Origin of the sequence: Campylobacter sp. CNRCH_2007_0968H (genome assembly GCF_025773245.1) — a bacterium.
Taxonomy (GTDB): domain Bacteria; phylum Campylobacterota; class Campylobacteria; order Campylobacterales; family Campylobacteraceae; genus Campylobacter_D; species Campylobacter_D lari_D.
Genome location: NZ_JAKMTQ010000003.1, coordinates 19,763 through 43,057 on the forward strand (window position 1 = coordinate 19,763; position 23,295 = coordinate 43,057).

Here is a 23,295-nt window from a genome sequence, read left to right on the forward strand (position 1 = left end):
TTTATTCTCCTGGAGCATATTGAGTAGCCTTATCTTTATAAATTATATCTGAAGGATTTTGCTTTAAAATATTTAATAATTGCGTAAAATCTAAAAACAAAACTCTTAAAATATCCAAATTTTCATTTAAAAGCATTCTACTTTTATTAAGCTCATTAAGTTGGTCATTAGCATTGTTTAAAAAATTTGAAAATTCATCTGCACTTTTGCCAAGTTTAGAGCTTGTTTTATTTAAATTTGCTAAGAATACTGGTACATTAGCATTTAAATGTGCAGAAAATTCTGATGAATTTTGCAAAATTTGCTCTATATTTTTTAAATTTTTATCACTTAAGAGTTTTTCTAATTTTATTTTTGAACTTGTGATTAGTTCTAATAAATTTGAAGTTTGCTTATCTATGCTTGCAAAAAAACTTTCTTTTGATTTTATAATAGGATAAACATCATCACCTGCTCTCAAAACACTAGCTTCCTCACTACCTCCTGCAAGCTGAATAAATTTAAATCCTGTTATGCCTTGAATTTGCAAACTTGCATAAGTATCTGTTTTAACAGCCAAACTAGAATCAAGCTTAACTAAAATTTTTACTCTTAGTTGCTTACTTGAGCTATCTATACTGATGTTTTCAACACTTCCAACATCTACTCCTAAAAATTTAACTGGAGCTTTTACACTAAGTCCTGCAACTGATTCTTCCATATAAATTTCATAATATTTGAATGATTTTTCATCTTTTAAATTTCCATACCACACTATAAAAAACAAACTGATAAAAAATAACACACAAACAAAAATTCCAATCAAAATATAATTTGCTTTGTTTTCCATTATTGCATAAACCTCTCATAAAGTCTTGGATTTTGCTCTTGCAAAGCCTCGACATTTCCCAAAAAACCAACTTTTTTTTCTTCTATAATCAAAAAGCGGTTTAAAACATTTTTCATACTCTCTTTATCATGAGTAATTAAGACTACACATAATTTAAAGCTTTGTTTTAAACTCAAAAGTAACTCATCAAATTCTCTTGAGCTATAAGGATCAAGCCCTGAAGTTGGCTCATCTAAAAAAAGTAATTTAGAATCAAGCGCCAAAGCTCTAGCTATGGCCACTCTTTTTTTCATACCCCCACTTAACTCACTTGGATAAAGCTTAGCCACGCTCTCATCAAGCCCTACCATCTTAAGCTTCATCATAGCTATTTCTTTAATGTCGTTTTTACTAAGTTTTGTGTATTCAACCAAAGGTATGCTAATGTTTTCAAGTATATTAAAAAAGCTAAATAATGCTCCATATTGAAAAACAACACCCCATTGTTTTTGCAAAAACAAAGCATCTTCATCGCTTATATTTTGTAATCTCTTACCTAAAATTTCATACTCTCCCTTATCAAAATGCTCAAGCATTAACATTTGTCTTAAAAGCACAGATTTACCACTACCACTACCACCTAAAATGCCAAAAATTTCATTATCTTGCACTTCAAAGCTAATATCTTCATGTACACATTTACTTCCAAAATAAGTGCTGATATTTTTAGCCTTTATAATCAAAATCCAGCCTTTGTCAAAAATACAGAGAAAATCGCATCAAAAGCTATCACCCAAAAAATAGCATTTACCACACTTTTTGTCGTATAAACACCTATGCTTTCGGTAGTTTTTTGTACAAAAAATCCTCTAAAACAAGCAATAGAAGCAATCAAAAATCCAAAAATAGGTGCTTTTATAAGTCCTATGATAATATGTTTTAGCTCCACTGCTTCTTTAAAACGACTCATAAACTCACTCGCACTAATTTCTAAACTAAACCAAGCAACTACAATTCCACCTATAATACTTAAAATATCAGCTACTATTACTACCAAAGGCATAGCAAGTGCTAAAGCTAAAACTCTAGGCAAAATGATAAATTCACTTTCTTTAAAACCCATAGTTTTCATCGCATCAATTTCATCAGTAAGTTTCATTACTCCAATTTGAGCTGTATAAGAACTTGCACTCCTGCCTGCAATAACAATAGCACTAATTAATGGTGCAAGCTCTCTAGTGGCAGAAATTCCCATTAAATCAACAATATAAATATTAGCTCCAAATTGTGCAAGCTGATACGCAGCTTGATAAGCAAGCACCACACCCACAAGCAATGAAGTTAGCATAATAATAGGTAAAGCATTAATAGCGCTATTTTCTACATGATATAAAAATGCCTTAAAGCGAAGTTTTTTAGGGTTTAAAAGTGTTTTAAAACAAGTATAAATAATAAGTCCTATGAAATTTAAAAACTGCACTAAAATTGTAAAAGAATTTGCAACTTTCTTTCCTAAATTTTCAAAAAAATCTTTGATTGTTTTTTTATCTTCATAAGAATCACAAAAGCTTTTGTAGTGTTTTTGACAAAGTTCAAAAAGCTTAGCATGCTCGCTTTTAAGATTTATCCTACTAAGCTCAAAACCTTTTTGCTTAAATTCATTTTCTAAAGCTAGAAAATACCTAATCCCAGCAGTATCTATAAAATCTAAATTTGCAAAATCAAAAATAATATTTTTTTGAGTAGGAAAATCTAATTTTTCCAATTTTCCTACACTTGTTTTATCCCATATACCAAAGACGCTAAAAATGCATTCTTGATTTTTAACATCTTTGATTATTTTATTTTTCATTACATAGACTTAAAATATATGAGCTTAATTTCTCCTCACTAAATCCAAAATGCTCAAATACATCTTTATCTTTACCACTCTCACCAAAACTTTCTATACCATAAAGCTCATCACAAATTCTATAAAGCTCGTTTGAATTTGCAGCTTCAACACCTATAACCTTACCTTGTAAAATTCTTTCTTTATAAGATTTTTCTTGAGCGATGAATAACTCATAACAAGGCATAGAAACCACATTAGCAATCACACCTTTTTCTTTTAAAATCTTAGCTGTTTTTACACATAATGACACTTCACTACCACTTGCTAAAAGTGTAAATTGCGCATTTGCGTTTTCTTCTAATAAATAAGCCCCATTTTCAACATCTCCAAAAACAGGCTCGCTTAAAGCACTTAACTTTTGACGCGATAAAACAAAAACACTTGGCATATTAGTTTTAAGTGCAATCTGCCATGCTTTTACATTTTCAACCCCATCAGCTACTCTAAATGTCAATGAATTTGGCATAGCTCTAAAAGTGCTAAGCTGCTCTATAGGTTGGTGTGTTGGGCCATCTTCACCTACACCTATACTATCGTGAGTAAAGATGAAAAAGTGTTTAGCCCTCATCAAAGCTGCTATTCTTGCAGCAGGTTTTAAATACTCACTAAATATAAAAAAAGTAGCACAATAAGGCAAAAACAAACCATATCTTGCAAAAGCATTTGATATAGCAGCCATTGCATGCTCTCTTATACCATAGTGGATATTTTTTCCATTTGGAAAATCGCCCATATCTTTGAGTTCAGTTTTATTTGATGGACCTAAATCTGCACTACCACCTAAAAATCCCGGTAAGGCTTTAGCGATAGCATTTAAAATCACACCATTGCTATCTCTAGTAGCTAAATCTTGTCCTTTAAAATCAGGAAATTGTATTTTTGAAAAATCAGGCTCTAAAAGCTCTTTTAGCAATGCTTGCTTCTCTGCATTTAAATTTTGCACTTTTTGATTCCATTTAGCTTGTGCTAAATCCCCAAGTTCTATTGCCCCGCTAAAGCGAATTTTAACTTCTTCTGGGATTTCAAAAGTTTTTTGTGGATCAAAACCTAAAGCCTCTTTTGCCTTTTTTATAAGCTCTTCGCCCAAAGGTGCTCCGTGAGAATGATGACTTCCCTCAAGATCTAAAGCTCCTTTAGCTATAGTAGTGTGAGCGATAATCAAACAAGGCTTTTTGCTTTCTTTAGCAGTTTTTAATGCTAAATCAATTTGCTCAAAATCATGCCCATCTATCTCAAGTACTTCAAAATTTTGCGCTCTAAAACGCTCTTTTACATTTTCATTAAAAGCAATGGCCACATCACCTTCAATTGAAATATTATTGCTATCATAAATGATGATTAAATTATCAAGATTATGCACACCTGCTAAAGAACAAGCCTCATAAGAAATTCCTTCTTGTAAATCTCCATCACCGCATAAACAATATACTTTATGATTGATAATATCCTCACCCAAAAGCAAACTTGCTTTTTTAGCTGCCATAGCAAAACCAACCGCATTTGCAATGCCTTGTCCTAAAGGTCCTGTGGCGATTTCAACACCTGGAGTGAAAATTTCAGGATGACCTGGGGTTTTAGAGTGTAATTGACGGAAATTTTTTAAATCTTCTAAACTTACATCATAACCGCTCAAATGTAAAAAGCTATAAAGCAAAGCACTAGCATGACCGCCTGAAAAGACTAATCTATCGCGGTTTAACCATGTAGGATCTTTTGGATTATGTACTAAATGAGCACTTAAAACACTTATAATATCTGCTAAACCCATTGGAGCACCTGGGTGGCCTGAATTTGCTTTTTGCACCATATCCGCACATAAAAATCTTATAGTGTTAGCTTGTTTTTGTAACATTGTTTAACCTTTTAAATATTTATCAATCAAAATTTGAAGCTCATTAGCAAGCTTAGAGTCTAAATTTTTCATTTTTTCTTCACATAAAGCAATTTTATCATCTTTTGCCTTTTTAGCACCTTCTAAACCTAAAAGTTTAACAAAAGAATTTTTATGCAAATCACTATGAGTTGGCTTTCCTGCTTCTTGAGTATCTAAAGTCGCATCGATAATGTCATCTTTAATTTGAAAAACTAATCCTATCAAAAGCCCTATTTCATAAATTTGCTCGCATTCTTTTTCATCTAACTCACAAATTTCACAACCCATTTTTAAAGCCGCTGCAATCAATCTTGCAGTTTTATGAATGTGCAAAAACTCAACTTGCTCTAAATTTAAAGGCATATCTTCAAAATAACAATCAATAGCTTGCCCGATAATCATACCACCAAGCCCTGCATTAAAGGCTAGAGTTTCTATGAGTTTTAATCTAACATTTTCTTTTAAATCAAGCTTAGAAAGGAGTAAAAAAGCTTGGGTATTTAAAGCATCGCCCACTAAAATAGCCGTAGTTTCATCATATTTTTTGTGTAAAGTTTGCTTTCCTCTACGCAAAGAAGCATCATCCATAGCAGGTAAATCATCATGTATTAAAGAGTAAGTGTGGATAAATTCCAAAGCCAAAGCTGCATTTAAAGCCTTTTCAAACAAAGCAGGATTTTTAGCATTAACTATACCCAAAAGCAGTTGGGCTCTAAAATGCTTTCCACCAGCTTCTAACATCCATTTTAAAGCTTCATTAAAAAATGGATGAAAGCTTTGAGTTTTAGGAAAATTTTGCTCTAAATGCTGTTTAAATTTTTCTAAAATCACTTATTTAGCCTTATAAAAAAGTCAAAGTATCCTTTATTAAAATGCTCAAAGTCGTTATTTTTCGCTGAAGGGATATTGCTTGCTTGTCTTGAGACTAGAATATCAAAAGTATTAGCTTGAGCTAAAACAGCTTGAAGTTCATTAAAATTGTTGATTTTTTGATTATTAATTCTTAAAATTTTATCCCCTTTTAAAAATCCAGCCATTTGTGCTTTAGAATTTGGAGTAACTTCTGTAACATTCATTTTCATATCTACGCGTAATCCTAGATTGCTATAAAAAGAACTTGGCTTAGCTTGAACCACTTTTTTAGGCTTAGCAAATGCACCCAAGTCTTTATCAAAAACCATAGTGGAGATATTAACATCTTTATTATCTCTTAATACATTAAAGTATAAAGTTGCACCGCGATCAGCAAATAAAATTTTTTCATTTAGTTTTCTTAAATCATCATAAGCTTGTCCATCAACACTCACAAGCTCATCATTAAGTAAAAATTGTCCATTTTTACGCACATTTTTAACATAAATTTTGCCATCACGCATATCAAAATCCACACCTATATCACCCCAATAAGCATCAGGATATTTTGCAAAGTGTTTTAAATAACGATTACCTATAAGTTTGCCATCTTCTAAACTTATACCAAGCATTTTACAACACGGCGAGTTAAGTTCTCCGATTTTAGAAGCAAAGTCAAGTTGATCACGCTCTGTCAAACTTTGCCCAAAATACTTCAAATGTCCTATATAGCTTTTATTGCTATCTAAAATTCCCACCCAACTATTGCGTGTTAAATCTTCTTCATTTCCCATAGGTGCAGGAATTAAACTAAAATCTGTTTTTACTAAATACAAATTTAAAAAGGGATCATATTTAGTATAGCTGTTTAATTTCGCGTTTTTAGTTTTAACTACTGCTAAAGTATTTTCATTTAAAGCAAAGGCAGGTAAGCCCTCATAAATCAACATACTAGCTTTATTTTTTTCATAACAACCCAAAAAATCATTAAAAGTCGGTCTTGGCACAGCAAAAAGTGTGCAAACTACACCCAAAATACAAAGTAAAATTCTCATAGCATTCCCATTCCGCTAAATAAATTACTAGCCATTGATTTTTTATTTTGTTCTACCATTTTCATCACATCATTAATCGCTGCTATTAATAAAATTTGCATAGACTCTTTATCTTCTAACAAAGAATCATCAATGTTTATATCGATGATTTCACCTTTTCCATTAGCACTAACTTTTACTAAACCACCACCGCTTTTTGCACTAAATTCTTTTTTTAAAGCTTCTTGCTCTAATTCATTTGCTTTTTCTTGAGCCTTAGTTAAAAGCTCGCCCATTTTAGAAAAATCCATATTTTCAAACATTTATTTTCCTTCTTTTAATATCTCTAATACTACTTCTTTATCATTAAAAGGATATTTTACACCCTTGATTTCTTGATAAGTCTCATCGCCCTTACCCAAAATCACTACAAAATCATCTTTTGTTTTAAGCTCTAATGCTTTTTTGATTGCTTCTTTTCTATCACATTCTATAAAAACACTCTCATCTTTTTCTATACCATTTAAAATATCATTAATTATATCCATTGGCTCTTCTGAACGCGGATTATCACTTGTGATGATGAGTTTTTTAGCATAGTGTTTGGCAACTTTAGCCATTAACGGGCGCTTAGTTTTATCTCTATCTCCCCCTGCTCCAAAAACTACAATCAAATCACGATATTTTAAAGCATCTAAAACTTTTTCTATGCCATCGGGCGTATGAGCAAAATCTACAATCACATCTTTTGCAACCACTTGCATTCTACCCTCAATGCCACCAAAATTACTAATGGCCTTTTCAAGTTCTTTTAAATTTGGCTTAACAAGTTCATTTACACAAGCGCTTGCAGCCAAAAGATTATAAAGATTAAAAAGCCCCACCAAAGAAGAATCAATCATAAAAGTTTCTTTACCAAAATTTACCACAGCTTCAATGCCATTTTTTAAAGCATAAGCTTTAATGTGATAATAACTTGGATTTTCCACTCCATAAGTAAAAGCACCTTTGACATTAAAATTTATAGCTTTTGCATCTTTGTTGATAAATTTCATACACTCATCGGTAAAAAAACTTTCTTTTGCCGCTTGGTAGTTTTGAAAATCCCCATGAAAATCTAAATGATCTTGAGTGATATTAGTAAAAATTTTAGCCTTAAACTCAAGCCCTTCAATGCGATTTTGCACCAAAGCATGCGAGCTTACTTCCATAATCAAAAATTCACATTTTTCCTTACTTGCTAAAGATAAAAGCTCTAAGGTTTGTAAAATAGGAGCAGTAGTTAAGCCTTTTGGAGTGATATTTTTATCATTTATAAAACTACCCCTAGTTCCCATTAAGGCACATTTAAAACCTAAATCAAGCAAGATAGAGTAAATAGCTCCCGCGGTAGTTGTCTTGCCATTTGTGCCTGTAATGCCTATGATTTTAATATTTTCATCTATATTTAAAAGCTTCTTGCATTCGCCAATGCCAATAACTTTTGCTTGTTTTTCTAAAGCTTGATGAAGAAATTTTTCATTTTGAGTAGTTTTTAAGAAAAAACAATCTTTTTCGCATTCATTAGAATTATCACAAATGAAAGTATTTTCAATCTTTACTATCATAATTTAATTCCTTGATTTTCTCACTAAGCTTAATAAATCTATAATTAGAATAAAAATGCGCTGAAACATCTTCCATATAAGCTACGAGCATATCTTTATAACCATGTTCTAAAAGCTTTTCTAAAAAATCCACAAAATCTTCTTTATCGTTAATAATAAGTTTATTAGATATTATAACATTTTCTAAGGCTTGTTTAAACCCAACTTTTGCTTCGCTAAGTAAAAAATCTTGATAACTCAAGCCCTCAAAATCTTCGCTATCTTCTTCAAACTGCACACTTTGGCTAAGATTAATGAGTTTTTCTAAGTCTTTATCTACTTTAGTATTTTTATAATTTTGCATAAAAAATTCAAAAAAAACAAAAGCTTCTTCAGGGCTTTTTAAAGCCAAATCACAAATATTAATAAAAGTTAAAAGTCTCTTATTTTTACGCTTTTCATAAGCAAGAGAAAAATACATCTTAGCATTTTTAAAATCTTTTTTGTAAAAACATTCTATGGCTATTTTTTTATAATTTTGCAAATTCGCTTTCCCCACCTGCTAAATTTACTATAGTAATATCTGGATGTATATCGATTTTAAGTTGTTTTTCCAAGCCATATTTCAAAGTCGTCCCACTAGCTGGGCAGCCATGGCAAGCTCCGGTTAGCTTCACATAAACTACACCATTTTTCACACCCAAAAAATCAAGCCCTCCGCCATCATTTTCTAAAATATGCATAGTTTTAGCTAGACTGGCTTTTACAGGTTCGATTAATTCCTCATCACTAAAAGGCATATTCATAATTTTTCCTTGATTATTTTTAGTTTAATTTTATCTTATTTGCCTTTAAAAAATGTAAATTATTGTTTATTTTAGACTTTTTGCTATACAATGGTAAAAAGACTTTAGGAAATTTTATGCAAAAACACACCCAAATAAAAGGTTTTGAAAAACTCAAACTCATTATCATACTAGGCTTTTTATCTGCCATAGCACCACTTTCAACTGATATGTATTTACCTGCTTTAAATGAAGTAGAAAAAAGCTTTCAAACAAATTCTTTTTACACTCAACTTTCTCTTGCAAGTTTTTTCATCGCCTTTTCTTTAGGTCAGCTTTTATATGGACCATTAAGTGATGTATATGGCAGAAAAAAACCTTTATACATAGGACTTTTTATTTTTATTTCTTCAAGTATTGCTTGTGTTTTAGTTGATTCCATTCATGCTTTTATAGCTTTGCGTTTTTTTGAAGCTTTAGGAGGTTGCGTGGGTGTAGTCGTAGCAAGAGCTATAGTAAATGATGTTTTTGAGCTTAAAGAAGCAGCAGGAGTTTATGCTTTAATAATGGTTTTTACTTCTTTAGCCCCTATGCTTTCTCCTACTTTTGGTGGAATTTTACTTGAATTTTTTTCTTGGCGTAGTATATTTTTAACATTGTTTATCTTAGGCTTTATTTTATTTTTGCTTGTTATTTTTGTTCTAAAAGAAAGTAATCACAACACCAAAGGAAAAAAATTCAATCACAAAGAGGTTACAAAAAGTTACAAAAAAGTTTTAAAAGATCGCCGTTTTATAGTGTATTTGCTTTGTGGAAATTTAATATTTGCAGGTTTTTTTGCTTATTTAACCGGCTCATCTTTTGTTTTTACACGCGTTTTTGGATTAAGCGAGCAACAATACGCAGCCCTTTTTGGAGCTCATGCTCTAAGCTTTGTTATATGTGCAAATATCAATGCAAGATTAGTCCTTAGATTTTCTCCTTATTATATACTCCCTAGAGCGCTTATGGTGATTACTTTTTTAACTTTTTTACTCATTTTGGGTGCAACTTTTGAGCTAGGTTTTTGGGCTTTTGAAATTCCTTTGTGTTTTATCATAGCAAGTTTGGGTTTTATCCTGCCAAATACCACAACCTTAGCTATGGCAAGATCAAAACAAAATGCAGGCAGTGCTTCAGCACTCTTAGGTGCAGCACAATTTGCTATGGCAGGCATGATGGCATTTTTAGTAAGTCTTTTAAATGCTAATACACCTATATTTTTATCACTTATTTTAGGAACTTGCACATTTTTATCTTTGATTTCTTATCTAAGTTTGATTAATAAAAGAAAGTTAAATAAAATCAAAAAGAAGTTAAGCGTGATTTCTCACGCTTAATTAAGCAATATTTTTGAAAAGATTCACTAACTATATCGAACCTTTTTCAAAAAACTTTATATTTATTTTCAAAACACTTATAAACAATTTATGTTAAAATTTCTCATCAATCAATAAAATAAAGGCTTTATTAATGAAAAAAATAGCTACTATTTTTGCAGGTGTTAATGGATGTGGAAAAACTACCTTATATTATAATGAACTTGAAAAAAACAAAGACTTTGGACTTAGAATCAACATCGATGAAATCGTAAGTAGCTTTGGTGATTGGAAAAATCAAGAAGATCAATTTAGAGCTTCAAGGATAGCCATTAAAATGCGTGAAAACTATATTAAAAAAGCTTATGATTTTAACCAAGAAACCACACTTTGTGGCACTAGCATTTTATCTTTATTCAAAAAGCTACAAAAAAATTCTTACACTATAAATCTTTACTACATCGGACTAGACTCTCCAAACACAGCAAAACAAAGAGTTAAAATTCGCGTAGCTAAAGGCGGGCATGATATAAAAGAAGAACTTATAGAAAAAAGATACTACGAGTCTTTACAAAATTTTAACACCGTTGCCAAATTCTGTAATCGCATTACTGTTTTTGACAATACTCAAAATTATAAAAAACTCTTAGAATTTAAAAACAACAAGCTAGAAGTATTTGAAACTACCAAATGGCTAGAACCATTAATGATAAATTTTAAAAATCCAAGTTTATAAATTTTTATTTTAACTTGTCGATATGCAAATCATGCTACTCACTCCTTAAGGCAAGAAAGAAGTGAGTTAGCAATAGATTGAAGGCTTCAAGGCTATCAAGTATTACAAGGCTACCTCGATAACCTTGTAAAGCTTGATCCCAAGGTTTTTAAAACCTTGGGTTAAGATTATTGTTTTAATTGAAGCAAAGTATTTAAAAGCTGATCACTTGTGGTAATCGTTTTTGAGTTTGCTTGATAACCCCTTTGGATTACGATAAGCTCTGTTAATGCACGACTTAAATCCACATTCGACATTTCTATGGCTGAGCCTTTTAAGCCCCCTCTACCGCCTTCGCCTGCATGGCCTATGGTGGCTGTTCCTGAGTTTGCTGTCGCTTTATAAAGGTTATTACCCATTTCTTCAAGACCCATATTATTTGGGAAAGTAGCTAGAGCAACCTTAGCTAGAGCTAGAGTTTTACCATTTGTAAATTCTCCATAGATATAACCATTCTCATCAGTTCTTAATGCATCTGGCTTTAGATTACCCCCTGTGTAACCATCTGTTTCTTGTTTAGTAGTAGATGAGTCTTTATCATAGCTTGTTAAACCATCAAAACCACCTGTTGTTCCAAAGTCAAGTTTGATTACTTGATCAGGTTTTGAGCCGTTGTTTCCGGTGAAATTTAATACATTTGGTGTATAGCTTTGTAGTGAGCCATCATTACCAAATCTTAAATTTCCTACTACTATATTTCCCGGAGCTCCATCACCACTAAAATTAATCTCTGCAGGTTCAGGCACTGAAATGATGATAGACCATTCAGCCCCACCATCTGCTGTTTTAGTTTGTTTGGTAAATTGCACGGTTAGCTCATGTCTAGTTCCTAATGAGTCAAAGATTTCTATACTAGCAGTATGAGCTGATAAGTACATGTCTTGAGAATACTTTTCATTATTACCTGCATTGAAATTTCCATCTAAAGCGCTAAACATAGCTGTGAATTTATCATTTGTAGCGATTTTATTTGCCTCATTAGAATAACCTGTAACTTTAAAAGTCATATCTTTAGAATTATTATCTAACTTAGGATTAGTGATTTTAAATCTACCATCACTTTCTACTACAACCTCTACGCCTCTGTTGGCATCTTCCGTAGAACCCTGCCCTCCATTAGCCCAATTTTCTATAGTCCCATCTCCATCATAATCAACTGCCCATCTTGCGTCTCTTTGCAAAAGTTCTCTTAAATCTTCAGTGGTATGGAAAGTTCTTTGACCATTTGCACTAGGCATATTAGCATTTTGTTGTGTATCTGCATTTGGATTAGGATTTGGACCTATATCTACATTATTTGGACTATAAATATATTCATGAGCCGTTATAACTTGAACCGTATTTTTGGTTCCACCATTCGGTTGTCCATTTGCAGTTCCCAACCAAGCTCTACGCTGATTTCCTTCAGCTACTATATGTTGTCTGCCCACTGGATTATTTCCTGGAGCTTGTTGTATTCTAACTTGATCACCAGCTGTTGTAGCATTGTTTATTGTTATATCTAAATTTTTAGATTTAGCAGTGGTTCCTGTGCTATTATCATTAGTAAAAGTGATTTGACCATTTACCACTGAAGCTACTACACCAGTTTCAGCTGTCTTAGCATTGATAGCGTTGATAAAAGTTTCTTGCCCTACACCTTCAGCTCTTATATTCACGCCATTGATGTTAATATCTAAAACTGCATTTACAACTGTGCCATCTGGTTGTTTAAAACCCCAAAAAGTATAATTTGTATTTGCCTGCCATTTTGAAGGTTCTTGTGGTAAGTCAGCATGCATTTTAACATTTGAAGTATGTTTAGCATCAGCATAACTCACCCATATACCTTGCCCACTTCTTAGGTTTAAACCCTCACCTTGAGCGTTAAACACCACACCCATATCTACACCTTTTTCAGTTACTTGGGCTCCACTTTTAGAAGTAGTATAAAACTCTGTATGGCCAGTATCATTTTCATCTATTACTGTTCCTGTATCATTTCTCATACCATGAGTAGAATCAAGAGCATAGATAGGACGCTTAGCAGAAGCATTCATACCTAAAGTATTACCACTATCTAAATTTGCTGTAAGGCTTACTGAAGTACTTGCTCTAGCAGGCATACTCATACCAGGTGGGATAACTATATCTTGCACTGAAGTTGAAGAGTCAATTTGCCCTGTTTCTTGATTATAATTCCAACCTTGAACGGTGTAGCCGTTATTATCTACGAAATTTCCTACTGCGTCTGTTTTAAAGTCTCCTGCACGGGTGAAAAACTGCGTAGTGCCACCATCATTTGAAACGATGAAAAATCCATCACCATTGATAGCCATATCGGTGTTTTTATCTGTAGTTTGGATATTACCTTGAGAGTGAATTCTAGTAGTAGAATTTACACCTGCACCAAGTCCAACTTGCATAGGGTTTTTACCACCTAGGTTGCCATCTGGAGCTGTAGCTATCTTAGAAGTTTGACTCATAAGCGTTGAGAAATCCGCACGAGAATATTTAAAACCAAATGTATTAACATTGGCTATGTTATTACCTTCTACATCCATTGCGTATTGGTGTGCTTGGAGTCCTGAAACCCCAGCCCAAAGAGATCTCATCATAATTAAATCCTTTAAAAAATATTGCTTTGTGATTACTTCACAATCTACTATTGCTTAGCCAAGATAAAGCAATAAGTGTTCCAAAAATGTAAATAAAATGAAATTAAAAAGTAGAAAATAAATCAAAAATTAGATTTTAATGTGTAAAGTTTTTTTTAAATTACTCGATATAGCTAGTGAATCTTTTCAAAAATATTGCTTAATTAAGCGTGAGAAATCACGCTTAACTTTTATTTCTTTCTTTTAATTTAGCAATCACATCATTTAAACTCAAATCCGCATCAGCTAATAACACTTCTAAATGATAAAGTAAATCAGCAGCTTCATTTATCAACTCATCTTTATCTTTAATAGTAGCAGCCAAAGCGGTTTCAACGCCTTCTTCACCTACTTTTTGTGCTATGCGTTTAGTGCCTTTTGAAAAAAGTTCAGCCGTGTAAGAAGAGCTTGCACAAGTGTTTTTGCGTGAGTTGATAAGTCTTTCAAGACGCGATAAAAATACAAAATCAGCTTTTTTAGAAAGCGTTTCAAAACAAGAAGTATCGCCTGTATGACAAGTAGCACCTTGAGCTTTTACAAGGATTAAAATACAATCTCTATCACAATCAAGTCCCATATCTATGATATGCAAGAAATTCCCACTTTGCTCACCTTTCATCCACAAACGCTCTTTAGTGCGTGAGTAAAATACAACCTTTTGGTGCTTAAAACTCTCTCTTAGAGCTTGTTCATTCATAAAACCTTGCATTAAAACTTCACAAGAATGATAATCTTGGATTATCACAGGGATAAGGTTATTTACCTTTTGCCAATTTATGCTTTTTATAAATTCTTCTTCATTTATACCCATAGTTTTTCCTTTTAAATACGAATTTGTATGCCTTGATCTTTTAAAAATAGTTTTAATTCTTTAATATCTATAAGTTTTTTATGAAACACTGAAGCTGCTAAAGCTCCATCAACACCAAGTTTAAAAGCGTCTAAAAAATGCTCTTTAGCTCCTGCACCACCGCTTGCCACTAAAGGCACAGGACAAATTTGTCTAACCTTGGTAAGTTGATCTAGATCATAACCCTTTCTCATGCCATCTTGATTCATCATATTTAGCACGATTTCGCCAGCTCCTAGCTCGCATACTTGCTTTACCCAATCTAGTGTTTTTTTACCACTATGATGAGATTTGCTCTCATCTCCGGTGTATTTATAGACTAAAAGCTCGTTGTTTTCATCTTTAAAAGTATCTATGCCTACGACTACACATTGAACTCCAAAGCTTTTTGCAAGGCGTGAGATTAAATCAGGATCATTTAAAGCAGGGGAATTAATAGAAATTTTATCAGCACCATTTGCTAAAAGTTCTTTTGCGTCATCTTCGCTTTTTATACCCCCTGCGACGCAAAATGGTATAGAGATATTTTGTGCTACCTTGCTTACCCAAGCTCTATTGATACGCTCATTCTTGGCTGAAGCTGTAATATCATAAAATACAAGCTCATCAATGCCATTTTGTGAGTAAAATTTAGCAAGTTCTATAACATCTCCCATATCTTCATGATTTTTAAACTGCACCCCTTTAACTACTCTACCATCTTTTACATCTAAACATGCAATTATGCGTTTTGTAAGCATTCTTGAGCCTCCTTTATGCTAAATTCTTTATCAAGCAAGGCTTTACCTACGATGATACCACTTACTATGCTATTTAGCTTTTTAAAATCTTCTAAGCTCGCCACACCTCCACTTGCTTGGGTTTGCAAATGTGGAAATTTCTCATGCAAAGCTTTGTATAAAGTGATGTTTGCTCCACTCATCGTGCCATCTTTAGAAATATCTGTGCATAAGATATGTTTTACATCTTTATAAAAATTTAAAAGCCCAAACAAACTCTCATCGCTTGTTTTACTCCATGCATCAACAGCCACAAAAAACTCATCTTTAACGCAAATACTATCAAGCGCTAAGACTATACTTTCTACGCCAAATTCATTTAAAAGCTCTTGTGTAAGGGGCTTATTTTTAACCGCTAAAGAGCCTATAACTACGCGTTTAACACCGCTATCAAACAAAGCTTTAACTTCATCTTTAGTGCGAATTCCTCCACCTACTTGAAGATTTACTCTAATCTTAGAAGCTAGGTTTTCTATGAGTTTTAGTTGTCTTTTGCTAGGATCTTTTGCACCACTTAAATCCACCAAATGAAGCCAAGCAACACCTTGAGCCTCATACTCTTGAAATTTAGCCAAAGGATCAAAGCTGTATTCTTGCTTTTTAGCATAATCTCCTTTATAAAGCCTTACTACTTTGCCATCTATTAAGTCTAATGCCGGAATGATTTGAGTTTGCATTTTTACCTACATATTTATGAAATTTTTTAATAATACTTCACCCGCTTCGCCGCTTCTTTCAGGATGAAACTGCACACCATAAAAATTGTCTTTATTTAAACTTGCACTAAATTTGGTAGAGTACTCACACTCTGCGATGGTGTATTCATTTAAACTCACACAATAACTATGCACAAAATAAAAATAAGCTCCATCTAAGCCTTTAAAAAGCTCATGAGGGCTAAAGACTTGATTCCACCCCATATGTGGGAAAGTAAAATTTGCTTTTTCTTGGAATTTTTGTGTCTCAAAAGGCATAATACCAAGTGTTTTTTGGTGTAATTCTTCTGAAAATTTACCCAAAATTTGCATACCAAGACAAATACCTAAAAGTGGTTTTGTGGTAGTTTGGATAAAATTTTCTAAATTAAGTGCTTGTAGATTAGCCATTGCTTTAGCTGCTGTGCCAACCCCAGGAAGTAAAAGCTTATCTGCTTGTGAGAGTTCTTTTAAATCATGCGTGATAATACTTTTTTGTCCTAAACGCTCGAGTGCAAAAGCAAGTGAAGCTAAGTTCGCACAACCTGTATCTATAATAGCTAGTTTCATATCACTCCTTTAGAGCTTGCTAGGTTTTCATTTTCTATTTTTATAGCCATTTTTAAAGCTCTTGCAAAGGCTTTAAAAAGTCCTTCGGCTTTGTGATGATCGTTTTTGCCTTTAACTTTTAAATGCAAACTCGCACCCATAGCATAGCTTAGTGAGTAGAAAAAATGCTCTATCATTTCTGTGCTTAATTCTCCAAGCTTTTCTTTTTTAAACTTAGCCTTATAAACTAAATGCGGTCTATTACAAAAGTCAATTGCACAACTTGCCAAGCACTCATCCATAGGTAAAACAAAGCCATATCTTGCAATACCTATTTTTTGATCTAGTGCATTTTTAATAGCCTCGCCCAAAGCAAGTGCGACATCTTCTACGCTGTGATGTTCATCAACTTCTAAATCTCCTTTGCACTTTATCTCTAAAGATATATTTGCATGCGTAGCAATTTGCTCTAACATATGATCAAAAAATGCGATATTTGTTTTTATATTAGCTTTTGCTTTTTCATTAAAAGCCATTTTAACTTGAATTTGGGTTTCTTTGGTATTACGCTCTATACAGGCACTGCGGTAATTTTGCAAAATAAAATCAGCAATTTGCTCCCAATTAAAGTCGTTTTTGTCATATTTTAAACCTTGAATTCCAAGATTTTGCGCCAAAAGCATATCGCTGTCTCTATCGCCTATAACAAAACTTTTGGTTTTATCATAAAGTTTATTTTTGATATAGTTTTCAAGCATGGCAGTTTTTGGCTTCCTGCAGGCGCAATTTTCATGCTCAAAATGCGGGCATATAAAAATATCTTCAAATTCTATGCCACAACTTTGAAAAACACTTAACATTTTTTCATGAGCCTTGTCAAAATTTTCCTTAGGAAAAGAATTTGTGCCTAGGCCGTCTTGATTACTCACCATAACAAATTTAAAACCAAAATTTTTTAACTTTAAAAGTGCATTGATGGCACCTTTTTCAAACTCAAGTTTTTCTAAAGAATCGATTTGAAAATCATCTTTTGGCTCATCAATGAGCGTGCCATCTCTATCAATAAATAAAATTTTTGCACTCATTTTAGACTTTCTAATCTTAAACTCACGGCATTTTTATGCCCATCAAGCCCTTCAGCTGCTGCTAAAATTTCCACCACAGGACCAAGCTTTTTAAAGCCTTCTTTGCTAAGTTCTTGTACAGTCATTCTTTTCATAAAATCAGCAAGCCCTAATGAAGAATAAGACTTAGTAAAACCATAAGTTGGTAATACATGATTTGTCCCACTTGCATAATCTCCCATGGATTCTGGAGAATACTCACCTAAAAATACCGAACCTGCATGCATAATATCATCAAGCAAGCTAGATGGATTTTGTGTATGAATGATCAAATGCTCGGGTGCATAGTCATTTGAAATACTTATGGCATGCTTTATATCTTTTGCAAGAATGATTTTAGAGTGTGCTAAAGATTTTGAAGCAATTTCTTTACGCGAGAGTTTTTCAAGCTGTAAAGCAACTTCACTATCTACCTCTTTGGCTAATTTTTCACTTGTGCAAACTAAAATCGCTTGAGAATCTGCTCCATGCTCAGCTTGCGAGAGTAAATCTGAAGCTATAAATTTAGCATTAGCAAACTCATCTGCTAAAACTAACACTTCAGAAGGTCCTGCTTGCATATCAATAGCTACTCCATGATTATTAACTTGCTTTTTGGCTTCAGTTACAAAGGCATTTCCTGGACCAAAAATTTTATCTACTTTTTGCACACTTTGCGTTCCATAAGCAAGCGCTGCTATAGCTCCTGCTCCACCTATTTGATACACTGCATCAACTTCACAAAGTTTTGCCACAAAAGCAATGGCAGGATGTAATGGCGCTGGGGAAGCTAAAGCTATGAATTTACATTTTGCAATTTTAGCAGGGATAGCTAGCATAAGTGCGGTTGAAAAAAGTGGTGCTAAGCCTCCTGGTATATAAAGCCCTACTTTTTCAATGGCTCTTGTTAGCACCTTGCAAATTACCCCTTCAAAGGTTTGAACCTCTATGGTTTGACTTTCTTGAGCTTTGTGGAATTTATAGATATTTTCATAAGCTATTTTAATAGCTTGTTTTAACTCATCATCAATTTGCTCTGCTAAATTACTAAGCTCTTCATCGCTTAGTTTGATGGAATTTAACTCTACTTTATCAAATTTTATAGCCATTTGTTTTAAAGCTTCATCGCCATTTGTTTTGACATCTTCAATGATTTGTTCTACTATGGTTTTAACCTGCGCATTAGCACTCATAGCAGGACGCTTGAGTGCTAATTCTTGTTCGTTTTGGTTTAATTTTTCAAAATCAAGTATTTGCATTTTTATCCTTTAAGAGAGCATTTTTTCAATAGGTAAAACTAAAATCGCACTTGCACCTTCTTTTTTTAAAGCTTCCATAGTTTCCCAAAATAAATTTTCTTGACTTACCATATGCAGTGCCACTCTAGCTTTATCATTTTCTAAAGGTAAAATCGTAGGTTTTTCAACACCTGGTAACAAGGCTGTGATTTTTTCTAACTTTTCAATAGGAGCATGCAACATGATGTATTTTGACTCTCTTGCTTGCATAACTCCATGAATTCTAATGAGTAATTTATCGATTAATTCTTGTTTGTGCGAAGCTAAGCTTTCTTTTCTTTGGATAATGCAAGCTTTTGACTTATAAATTACCATAACTTCTTTAAGTCCGTTTGCTTTTAAAGTAGCTCCACTTGAAACTAAATCACAAATTCCATCAGCTAAATTTGCACTTGGTGCTACTTCAACTGAGCCTGTTAACATACAAGTTTTATAGGGGATATTATTTTCTTCCATAAAACGCTTTAAAAGCTGTGGATAAGAAGTTGCTATGCGTAAATTTTTAAAACTTTCTATACCTTTATACTCACTATTTTCTGGTAATGCTAAAGACAAGCGGCACCCACCAAAATCAAGCTTTTTAAGCATTATAAAATCTGCATTTTCGTTTTTTGATTTTCTTTCTAACTCATTTTCTTCTAAAACATTTTCCCCAACTATGCCAAGATCTACTACTCCATCAAAAATTAACCCTGGTATATCGTCATCTCTTACTCTAAGTAAATCAATAGGTAAATTTGTAGAAAAAGCAATTAAACTTTGATCATGTATGCGAAGTTTTACGCCTATGGACTCAAGCAAGGCAATAGAATCTTTACTCAAACGACCTGATTTTTGTATAGCTATGCGTAATCTTGAATTTTCTTGCATTTTTTTCCTTTTTTGTAGTTAAAAAAATTAATAGTAGCAAAAAATGGATAAAAATACAAAAAATAGTAAGTAAATAAATAAAAATAAGAAGTTTTTAGCCTTTAAAAGGCTAAAAATTAAGCTACGAATTCGATGAAAGCCATTTCTGCAGCATCGCCACGGCGGATTCTTGTTTTGATAATTCTTGTATAACCACCATTTCTATCTGCGAATTTAGGTGCAATTTCTGTTACAAGTTTATTTGTAGCTTCTTTATCTTGCAAGCTAGCAAAAACTGCTCTGTGAGCATTGAAATCACCTTTTCTTGCACGAGTGATCAATCTTTCAACATAACCTCTTAATTCTTTTGCTTTAGGTAATGTTGTTTCTATTTTACCTGCTTTAATAATAGCAATGGTAAGGTTTTTTAATAAGGCTGCACGATGAGTAGAAGTGCGACCTAACTTTCTATATCCATGTCTATGTCTCATTGATTATCCTTCATTTTGTGCTTTTAATTCTGTAATTTTTTTCTTTAGCGTTTCTTTTGCACTATCACTGAGTTTTGAATTTCCTATAGGGAAACCTATAGATTCCATTACACTTTTAATCTCATCTAAAGATTTTTTACCAAGATTTTTTAAATCTGCAAGTTCGCTAACACTCATTAAGGCAAGTTCACCAATATAAACTACATTTGCTTTTTCTAAGCAGTTAAAACTTCTTGCACTTAAATTTAACTCAGTTATATTTTGAAGTAATTTTACATGTTCTACTTCATTATTTGGTGTTTGACTTCTTACAACGCTTTGTGCATTAGTGATTTTATCAAACACTGATAATTGTTTATACATTGCTTCTAAAGCATTTTTAAAAGCGTCACTTGGTGAAATTTGACCATCAGTTGTGATTGTAAAAACAACTTTTTCATAATCTGGATTATCTTCAAAAAGCACTTTTTCTATATCATAAACCGCATGTTTTACCGGAGTAAAGAACGCATCAAGTGCTATAAATTCAGGATCTAAGAAATTTTGAATTTCTTCAGAAGGCACATAACCTATACCTTTTTCAATGATTAAAGTAAATTCTAAATCTGCATCTTCATTAATCGTTGCAAGATAGCTATCTGCATTCACAACTTCAACAACTTCATTGTCTAAGTCTTTTCCGCAAATTTCTTTTGGTCCTTTAAAACTAAAAGTTACGATTTCTTTTTCAGAATCTGTTTTTAGTTTAAATCTTAATTTTTTTAGATTGATAATAAACAATGCTACATCTTCAAGCATACCACGCATACTATCAAATTCATGCGCTACGCCTTTGATTTTAACTCCTGTTGGAGCAAAACCTACTGTGCTTGAATAAAGCAAACGACGCAAAGGATGCGCCAAAGTAATAGCATAACCGATTTCAAAAGGCCATGCACTTACTTTTGCTACTGTATCACTGATATTTTCAATACTAAACTCTGTTGGTGTATAAGCAGAAGTTGTAATATGTCTCATATCAAAAACCTTTATTATTTAGAGTACAACTCAACGATATATCTTTCCTCAACTGGAATGATAACTTCTTCTCTTTCAGGTTTTCTTGTAAAAATTCCAAATCTTTTATCTTTTTCTACATCAACCCAAGCAACTATACCAGTTTGAGCAGTAAGTTCGATCGCTCTTGAAATTTGAGGATTGTTTTTGCTTTTTTCAATCACTTCAACTTTTTGGCCTGCTTCTACTCTATAACTAGGAATATCTACTCTTTTACCATTTACTAAAATGTGTCCATGAGTTACAAGTTGTCTAGCAAAACGGCGTGTTGTAGCAAAACCCATTCTATAAACAACATTATCAAGTCTTTGTTCTAAAAGCTGGATCAAAAGCGCACCGGTATTGCCATCTTTTCTAGCAGCTTCACTAAATAATCTTCTAAATTGTTTTTCACTAACACCATACATAAATTTAGCTTTTTGTTTTTCTCTTAATTGAAGTCCATATTCACTAATTTTAGCTTTTCTTTGTCCATGCTGACCTGGTGCGTAAGGGCGTTTATCTAAAGCACTTTTACCTGCTAATCTTCTTTCGCCTTTCATTGCCAAGCTTACACCAAGTCGTCTTTCTAATTTTTCTACTGGTCCTCTATATCTTGCCATTATAATTCTCCTAAATCTTATATCTTATTCTTAGACACGACGACGTTTTGGTGGTCTACAACCATTATGAGCTAATGGGGTAATATCTTTTAAGAAAGTTACTTTGATACCTTCCATAGCACCTACACTTTTAACTGCTGTTTCACGACCACTTCCTGGCCCTTGTACTTTAATGCCTACTTCTTTAATACCATGTTCTTTTGCTTTATTTAAAGCATCTTCTACTGCTTGTTGCGCCGCATAAGGAGTTGATTTTTTAGAACCTTTAAATCCTAAACCACCTGCACTACTCCATGCAATAGCATTTCCCATTTCATCAGTTACAGTAACCATAGTATTATTAAATGTTGCACTGATATAAACTATACCTTTAGCTATATTTTTTTTAACTATTTTTTTCTTAACAACTTTTCTTTTTGCCATTTTCTATCCTTATGATTTTGCACCAACGGTTTTTCTCTTACCTTTTCTAGTTCTGGCATTTGTTTTTGTTTTTTGACCACGAACCGGTAAGCCTTTTCTATGTCTTAAGCCTCTAAAGCTTCCTAGATCCATTAATGCTTTGATATCCATAGCAACTTGTTTTCTAAGATCACCCTCAACCATATAGTTTTCTTGAATTTCTTTACGGATAGCCGCTGCTTCGTCCTCACTTAACTCATGAACTCTTTTATCATAAGAAATTCCGGTTTTATCTAAGATTTTTCTTGAAGTATGTAAACCTATACCATAAATATAAGTCAAACCATATTCAATTCTTTTTTTCTTTGGTAAATCTACACCTGCAATACGAGCCATAAATTATCCTTGTCTTTGTTTGTGTTTTGGATTTTCGCAAATAATGCGAACTACGCCTTTACGACGAACTACTTTGCATTTGTCACACATCTTTTTAACAGATGGTCTAACTTTCATGCTTTACTCCTGTTATTGTAAATTCCACTTTTTTACAACTGCACCAGGTTTTTAGAGCAACCAACTATTTTCAAAATAAGTGGTGATTTTGAAAATACTTCTTCATACAGTTTTATTGCAATTTCTGCAAAAGTGCTAATTATACTTTACTTTTGCTTTTAAACAACTTAGACTTATTTGTATCTAAATGTAATACGACCCTTATCAAGACTATAAGGCGTTAGCTCTACTTTAACTCTATCGCCAGGCATAATTCTAATATAATGCATACGCATTTTACCTGCAATATGACAAAGTATCACATGTTTATTATCTAATTCGACTTTAAAAGTCGCATTAGGTAAAGCTTCGATTACATTACCATCGATTTCGATAATATCATCTTTTGCCAATATTTCTCTCCTTTCTATAAAATACAAAGCTATTATTTTATCACAATTTTTCTTTTTAAATTTTTAATATTTTTTTACAAACTATAATATTTTTACTATAATTACAAAATTACTA

27 protein-coding genes are annotated in these 23,295 nt (G+C 32.8%); 2 read left to right on the forward strand and 25 right to left on the reverse strand.

Going from position 1 to position 23,295, the window contains the following annotated elements; genetic code table 11:
• Position 1: 1 nt before the first annotated feature.
• The 10 genes from L8Y18_RS02215 to L8Y18_RS02260 are packed head-to-tail and all read right to left on the reverse strand — an operon-like array spanning position 2 to position 8,847.
• On the reverse strand, positions 2–829 hold the full coding sequence (locus L8Y18_RS02215) for an MlaD family protein (RefSeq protein WP_263659155.1): 828 nt from the start codon (positions 827–829) through the stop codon (positions 2–4).
• Positions 829–1,551, reverse strand: a complete 723-nt coding sequence (locus L8Y18_RS02220) for an ABC transporter ATP-binding protein (protein WP_263659156.1) — start codon at positions 1,549–1,551, stop codon at positions 829–831. The genes L8Y18_RS02215 and L8Y18_RS02220 overlap by 1 nt, the downstream gene beginning before the upstream one ends.
• Positions 1,548–2,648 carry an MlaE family lipid ABC transporter permease subunit gene (locus L8Y18_RS02225; protein WP_393921358.1) on the reverse strand — a complete coding sequence of 367 codons (1,101 nt, stop codon included), beginning with the start codon at positions 2,646–2,648 and terminating at the stop codon, positions 1,548–1,550. The genes L8Y18_RS02220 and L8Y18_RS02225 overlap by 4 nt, the downstream gene beginning before the upstream one ends.
• 1 nt (position 2,649) lies before the next feature.
• The gene (gene tkt, locus L8Y18_RS02230; RefSeq protein ID WP_263676179.1) at positions 2,650–4,554 is read right to left on the reverse strand and encodes a transketolase; all 1,905 of its coding nucleotides are present in this window, start codon (positions 4,552–4,554) and stop codon (positions 2,650–2,652) included.
• Positions 4,555–4,557: 3 nt separating this feature from the next.
• Positions 4,558–5,403, reverse strand: coding sequence for a polyprenyl synthetase family protein (locus L8Y18_RS02235; RefSeq protein ID WP_263676212.1), 846 nt, complete (start codon positions 5,401–5,403; stop codon positions 4,558–4,560).
• Positions 5,403–6,482, reverse strand: a complete 1,080-nt coding sequence (locus tag L8Y18_RS02240) for a PDZ domain-containing protein (RefSeq protein ID WP_263662673.1) — start codon at positions 6,480–6,482, stop codon at positions 5,403–5,405. Before L8Y18_RS02240 ends, L8Y18_RS02235 begins: the two co-directional genes overlap by 1 nt.
• Complete coding sequence (locus L8Y18_RS02245; protein WP_039667857.1) at positions 6,479–6,784, reverse strand: YbaB/EbfC family nucleoid-associated protein; 306 nt, start codon at positions 6,782–6,784, stop codon at positions 6,479–6,481. Before L8Y18_RS02245 ends, L8Y18_RS02240 begins: the two co-directional genes overlap by 4 nt.
• Positions 6,785–8,068: a UDP-N-acetylmuramoyl-L-alanyl-D-glutamate--2,6-diaminopimelate ligase gene (locus tag L8Y18_RS02250; protein ID WP_263676180.1), complete on the reverse strand. Its 1,284-nt coding sequence runs from the start codon at positions 8,066–8,068 to the stop codon at positions 6,785–6,787.
• On the reverse strand, positions 8,052–8,591 hold the full coding sequence (locus L8Y18_RS02255; RefSeq protein WP_133319159.1) for a histidine kinase: 540 nt from the start codon (positions 8,589–8,591) through the stop codon (positions 8,052–8,054). The genes L8Y18_RS02250 and L8Y18_RS02255 overlap by 17 nt, the downstream gene beginning before the upstream one ends.
• Positions 8,578–8,847 (reverse strand): iron-sulfur cluster biogenesis protein NfuA, encoded by a 270-nt coding sequence (locus tag L8Y18_RS02260; protein WP_039619526.1) that lies wholly within the window; start codon positions 8,845–8,847, stop codon positions 8,578–8,580. The genes L8Y18_RS02255 and L8Y18_RS02260 overlap by 14 nt, the downstream gene beginning before the upstream one ends.
• Before the next feature lie 122 nt (positions 8,848–8,969).
• Between L8Y18_RS02260 and L8Y18_RS02265 the strand changes: the two genes are divergently transcribed.
• Together L8Y18_RS02265 and L8Y18_RS02270 are read left to right on the forward strand one after the other, a co-directional pair.
• Positions 8,970–10,211, forward strand: a complete 1,242-nt coding sequence (locus tag L8Y18_RS02265; RefSeq protein ID WP_263676181.1) for a multidrug effflux MFS transporter — start codon at positions 8,970–8,972, stop codon at positions 10,209–10,211.
• Between the two features lie 133 nt (positions 10,212–10,344).
• On the forward strand, positions 10,345–10,926 hold the full coding sequence (locus tag L8Y18_RS02270; protein WP_263676182.1) for a zeta toxin family protein: 582 nt from the start codon (positions 10,345–10,347) through the stop codon (positions 10,924–10,926).
• A 167-nt stretch (positions 10,927–11,093) separates the two neighbouring features.
• On the opposite strand, the gene flgE is transcribed toward L8Y18_RS02270, so the two are convergent.
• The 15 genes from flgE to infA all read right to left on the reverse strand — a co-directional run bounded on the left by flgE (position 11,094) and on the right by infA (position 23,180).
• Positions 11,094–13,562, reverse strand: a complete 2,469-nt coding sequence (gene flgE, locus L8Y18_RS02275) for a flagellar hook protein FlgE (protein ID WP_263676183.1) — start codon at positions 13,560–13,562, stop codon at positions 11,094–11,096.
• A gap of 223 nt (positions 13,563–13,785) precedes the next feature.
• Positions 13,786–14,412 (reverse strand): bifunctional phosphoribosyl-AMP cyclohydrolase/phosphoribosyl-ATP diphosphatase HisIE, encoded by a 627-nt coding sequence (gene hisIE, locus L8Y18_RS02280; RefSeq protein ID WP_133319155.1) that lies wholly within the window; start codon positions 14,410–14,412, stop codon positions 13,786–13,788.
• An 11-nt stretch (positions 14,413–14,423) separates the two neighbouring features.
• Positions 14,424–15,191, reverse strand: a complete 768-nt coding sequence (gene hisF, locus L8Y18_RS02285; RefSeq protein ID WP_263661441.1) for an imidazole glycerol phosphate synthase subunit HisF — start codon at positions 15,189–15,191, stop codon at positions 14,424–14,426.
• A complete protein-coding gene (gene hisA, locus L8Y18_RS02290) occupies positions 15,173–15,907 on the reverse strand; it encodes a 1-(5-phosphoribosyl)-5-[(5-phosphoribosylamino)methylideneamino]imidazole-4-carboxamide isomerase (protein ID WP_263676184.1) in 735 nt (244 codons plus the stop codon). Before hisA ends, hisF begins: the two co-directional genes overlap by 19 nt.
• Before the next feature lie 6 nt (positions 15,908–15,913).
• Entirely contained in the window at positions 15,914–16,495 is a 582-nt protein-coding gene (gene hisH, locus L8Y18_RS02295; RefSeq protein WP_263659168.1) for an imidazole glycerol phosphate synthase subunit HisH, read from the reverse strand.
• Positions 16,492–17,559: a bifunctional histidinol-phosphatase/imidazoleglycerol-phosphate dehydratase HisB gene (hisB, locus tag L8Y18_RS02300; RefSeq protein WP_263676185.1), complete on the reverse strand. Its 1,068-nt coding sequence runs from the start codon at positions 17,557–17,559 to the stop codon at positions 16,492–16,494. The genes hisH and hisB overlap by 4 nt, the downstream gene beginning before the upstream one ends.
• A complete protein-coding gene (gene hisD / locus L8Y18_RS02305; protein WP_263676186.1) occupies positions 17,556–18,836 on the reverse strand; it encodes a histidinol dehydrogenase in 1,281 nt (426 codons plus the stop codon). The genes hisB and hisD overlap by 4 nt, the downstream gene beginning before the upstream one ends.
• A gap of 9 nt (positions 18,837–18,845) precedes the next feature.
• Entirely contained in the window at positions 18,846–19,745 is a 900-nt protein-coding gene (gene hisG, locus L8Y18_RS02310; RefSeq protein ID WP_133319147.1) for an ATP phosphoribosyltransferase, read from the reverse strand.
• A 116-nt stretch (positions 19,746–19,861) separates the two neighbouring features.
• Positions 19,862–20,215 carry a 50S ribosomal protein L17 gene (gene rplQ, locus L8Y18_RS02315; protein WP_012660847.1) on the reverse strand — a complete coding sequence of 118 codons (354 nt, stop codon included), beginning with the start codon at positions 20,213–20,215 and terminating at the stop codon, positions 19,862–19,864.
• 3 nt (positions 20,216–20,218) lie between these two features.
• Entirely contained in the window at positions 20,219–21,232 is a 1,014-nt protein-coding gene (locus L8Y18_RS02320) for a DNA-directed RNA polymerase subunit alpha (protein WP_039627711.1), read from the reverse strand.
• A gap of 14 nt (positions 21,233–21,246) precedes the next feature.
• Entirely contained in the window at positions 21,247–21,873 is a 627-nt protein-coding gene (gene rpsD / locus L8Y18_RS02325; protein ID WP_263659172.1) for a 30S ribosomal protein S4, read from the reverse strand.
• A gap of 30 nt (positions 21,874–21,903) precedes the next feature.
• Complete coding sequence (gene rpsK / locus L8Y18_RS02330) at positions 21,904–22,296, reverse strand: 30S ribosomal protein S11 (RefSeq protein WP_133319145.1); 393 nt, start codon at positions 22,294–22,296, stop codon at positions 21,904–21,906.
• Positions 22,297–22,305: 9 nt separating this feature from the next.
• Entirely contained in the window at positions 22,306–22,671 is a 366-nt protein-coding gene (gene rpsM, locus L8Y18_RS02335) for a 30S ribosomal protein S13 (protein WP_012660843.1), read from the reverse strand.
• A 3-nt stretch (positions 22,672–22,674) separates the two neighbouring features.
• Entirely contained in the window at positions 22,675–22,788 is a 114-nt protein-coding gene (gene rpmJ / locus L8Y18_RS02340; RefSeq protein ID WP_002781429.1) for a 50S ribosomal protein L36, read from the reverse strand.
• 173 nt (positions 22,789–22,961) lie between these two features.
• Positions 22,962–23,180, reverse strand: a complete 219-nt coding sequence (infA, locus tag L8Y18_RS02345; protein WP_012660842.1) for a translation initiation factor IF-1 — start codon at positions 23,178–23,180, stop codon at positions 22,962–22,964.
• Positions 23,181–23,295 lie beyond the last annotated feature (115 nt).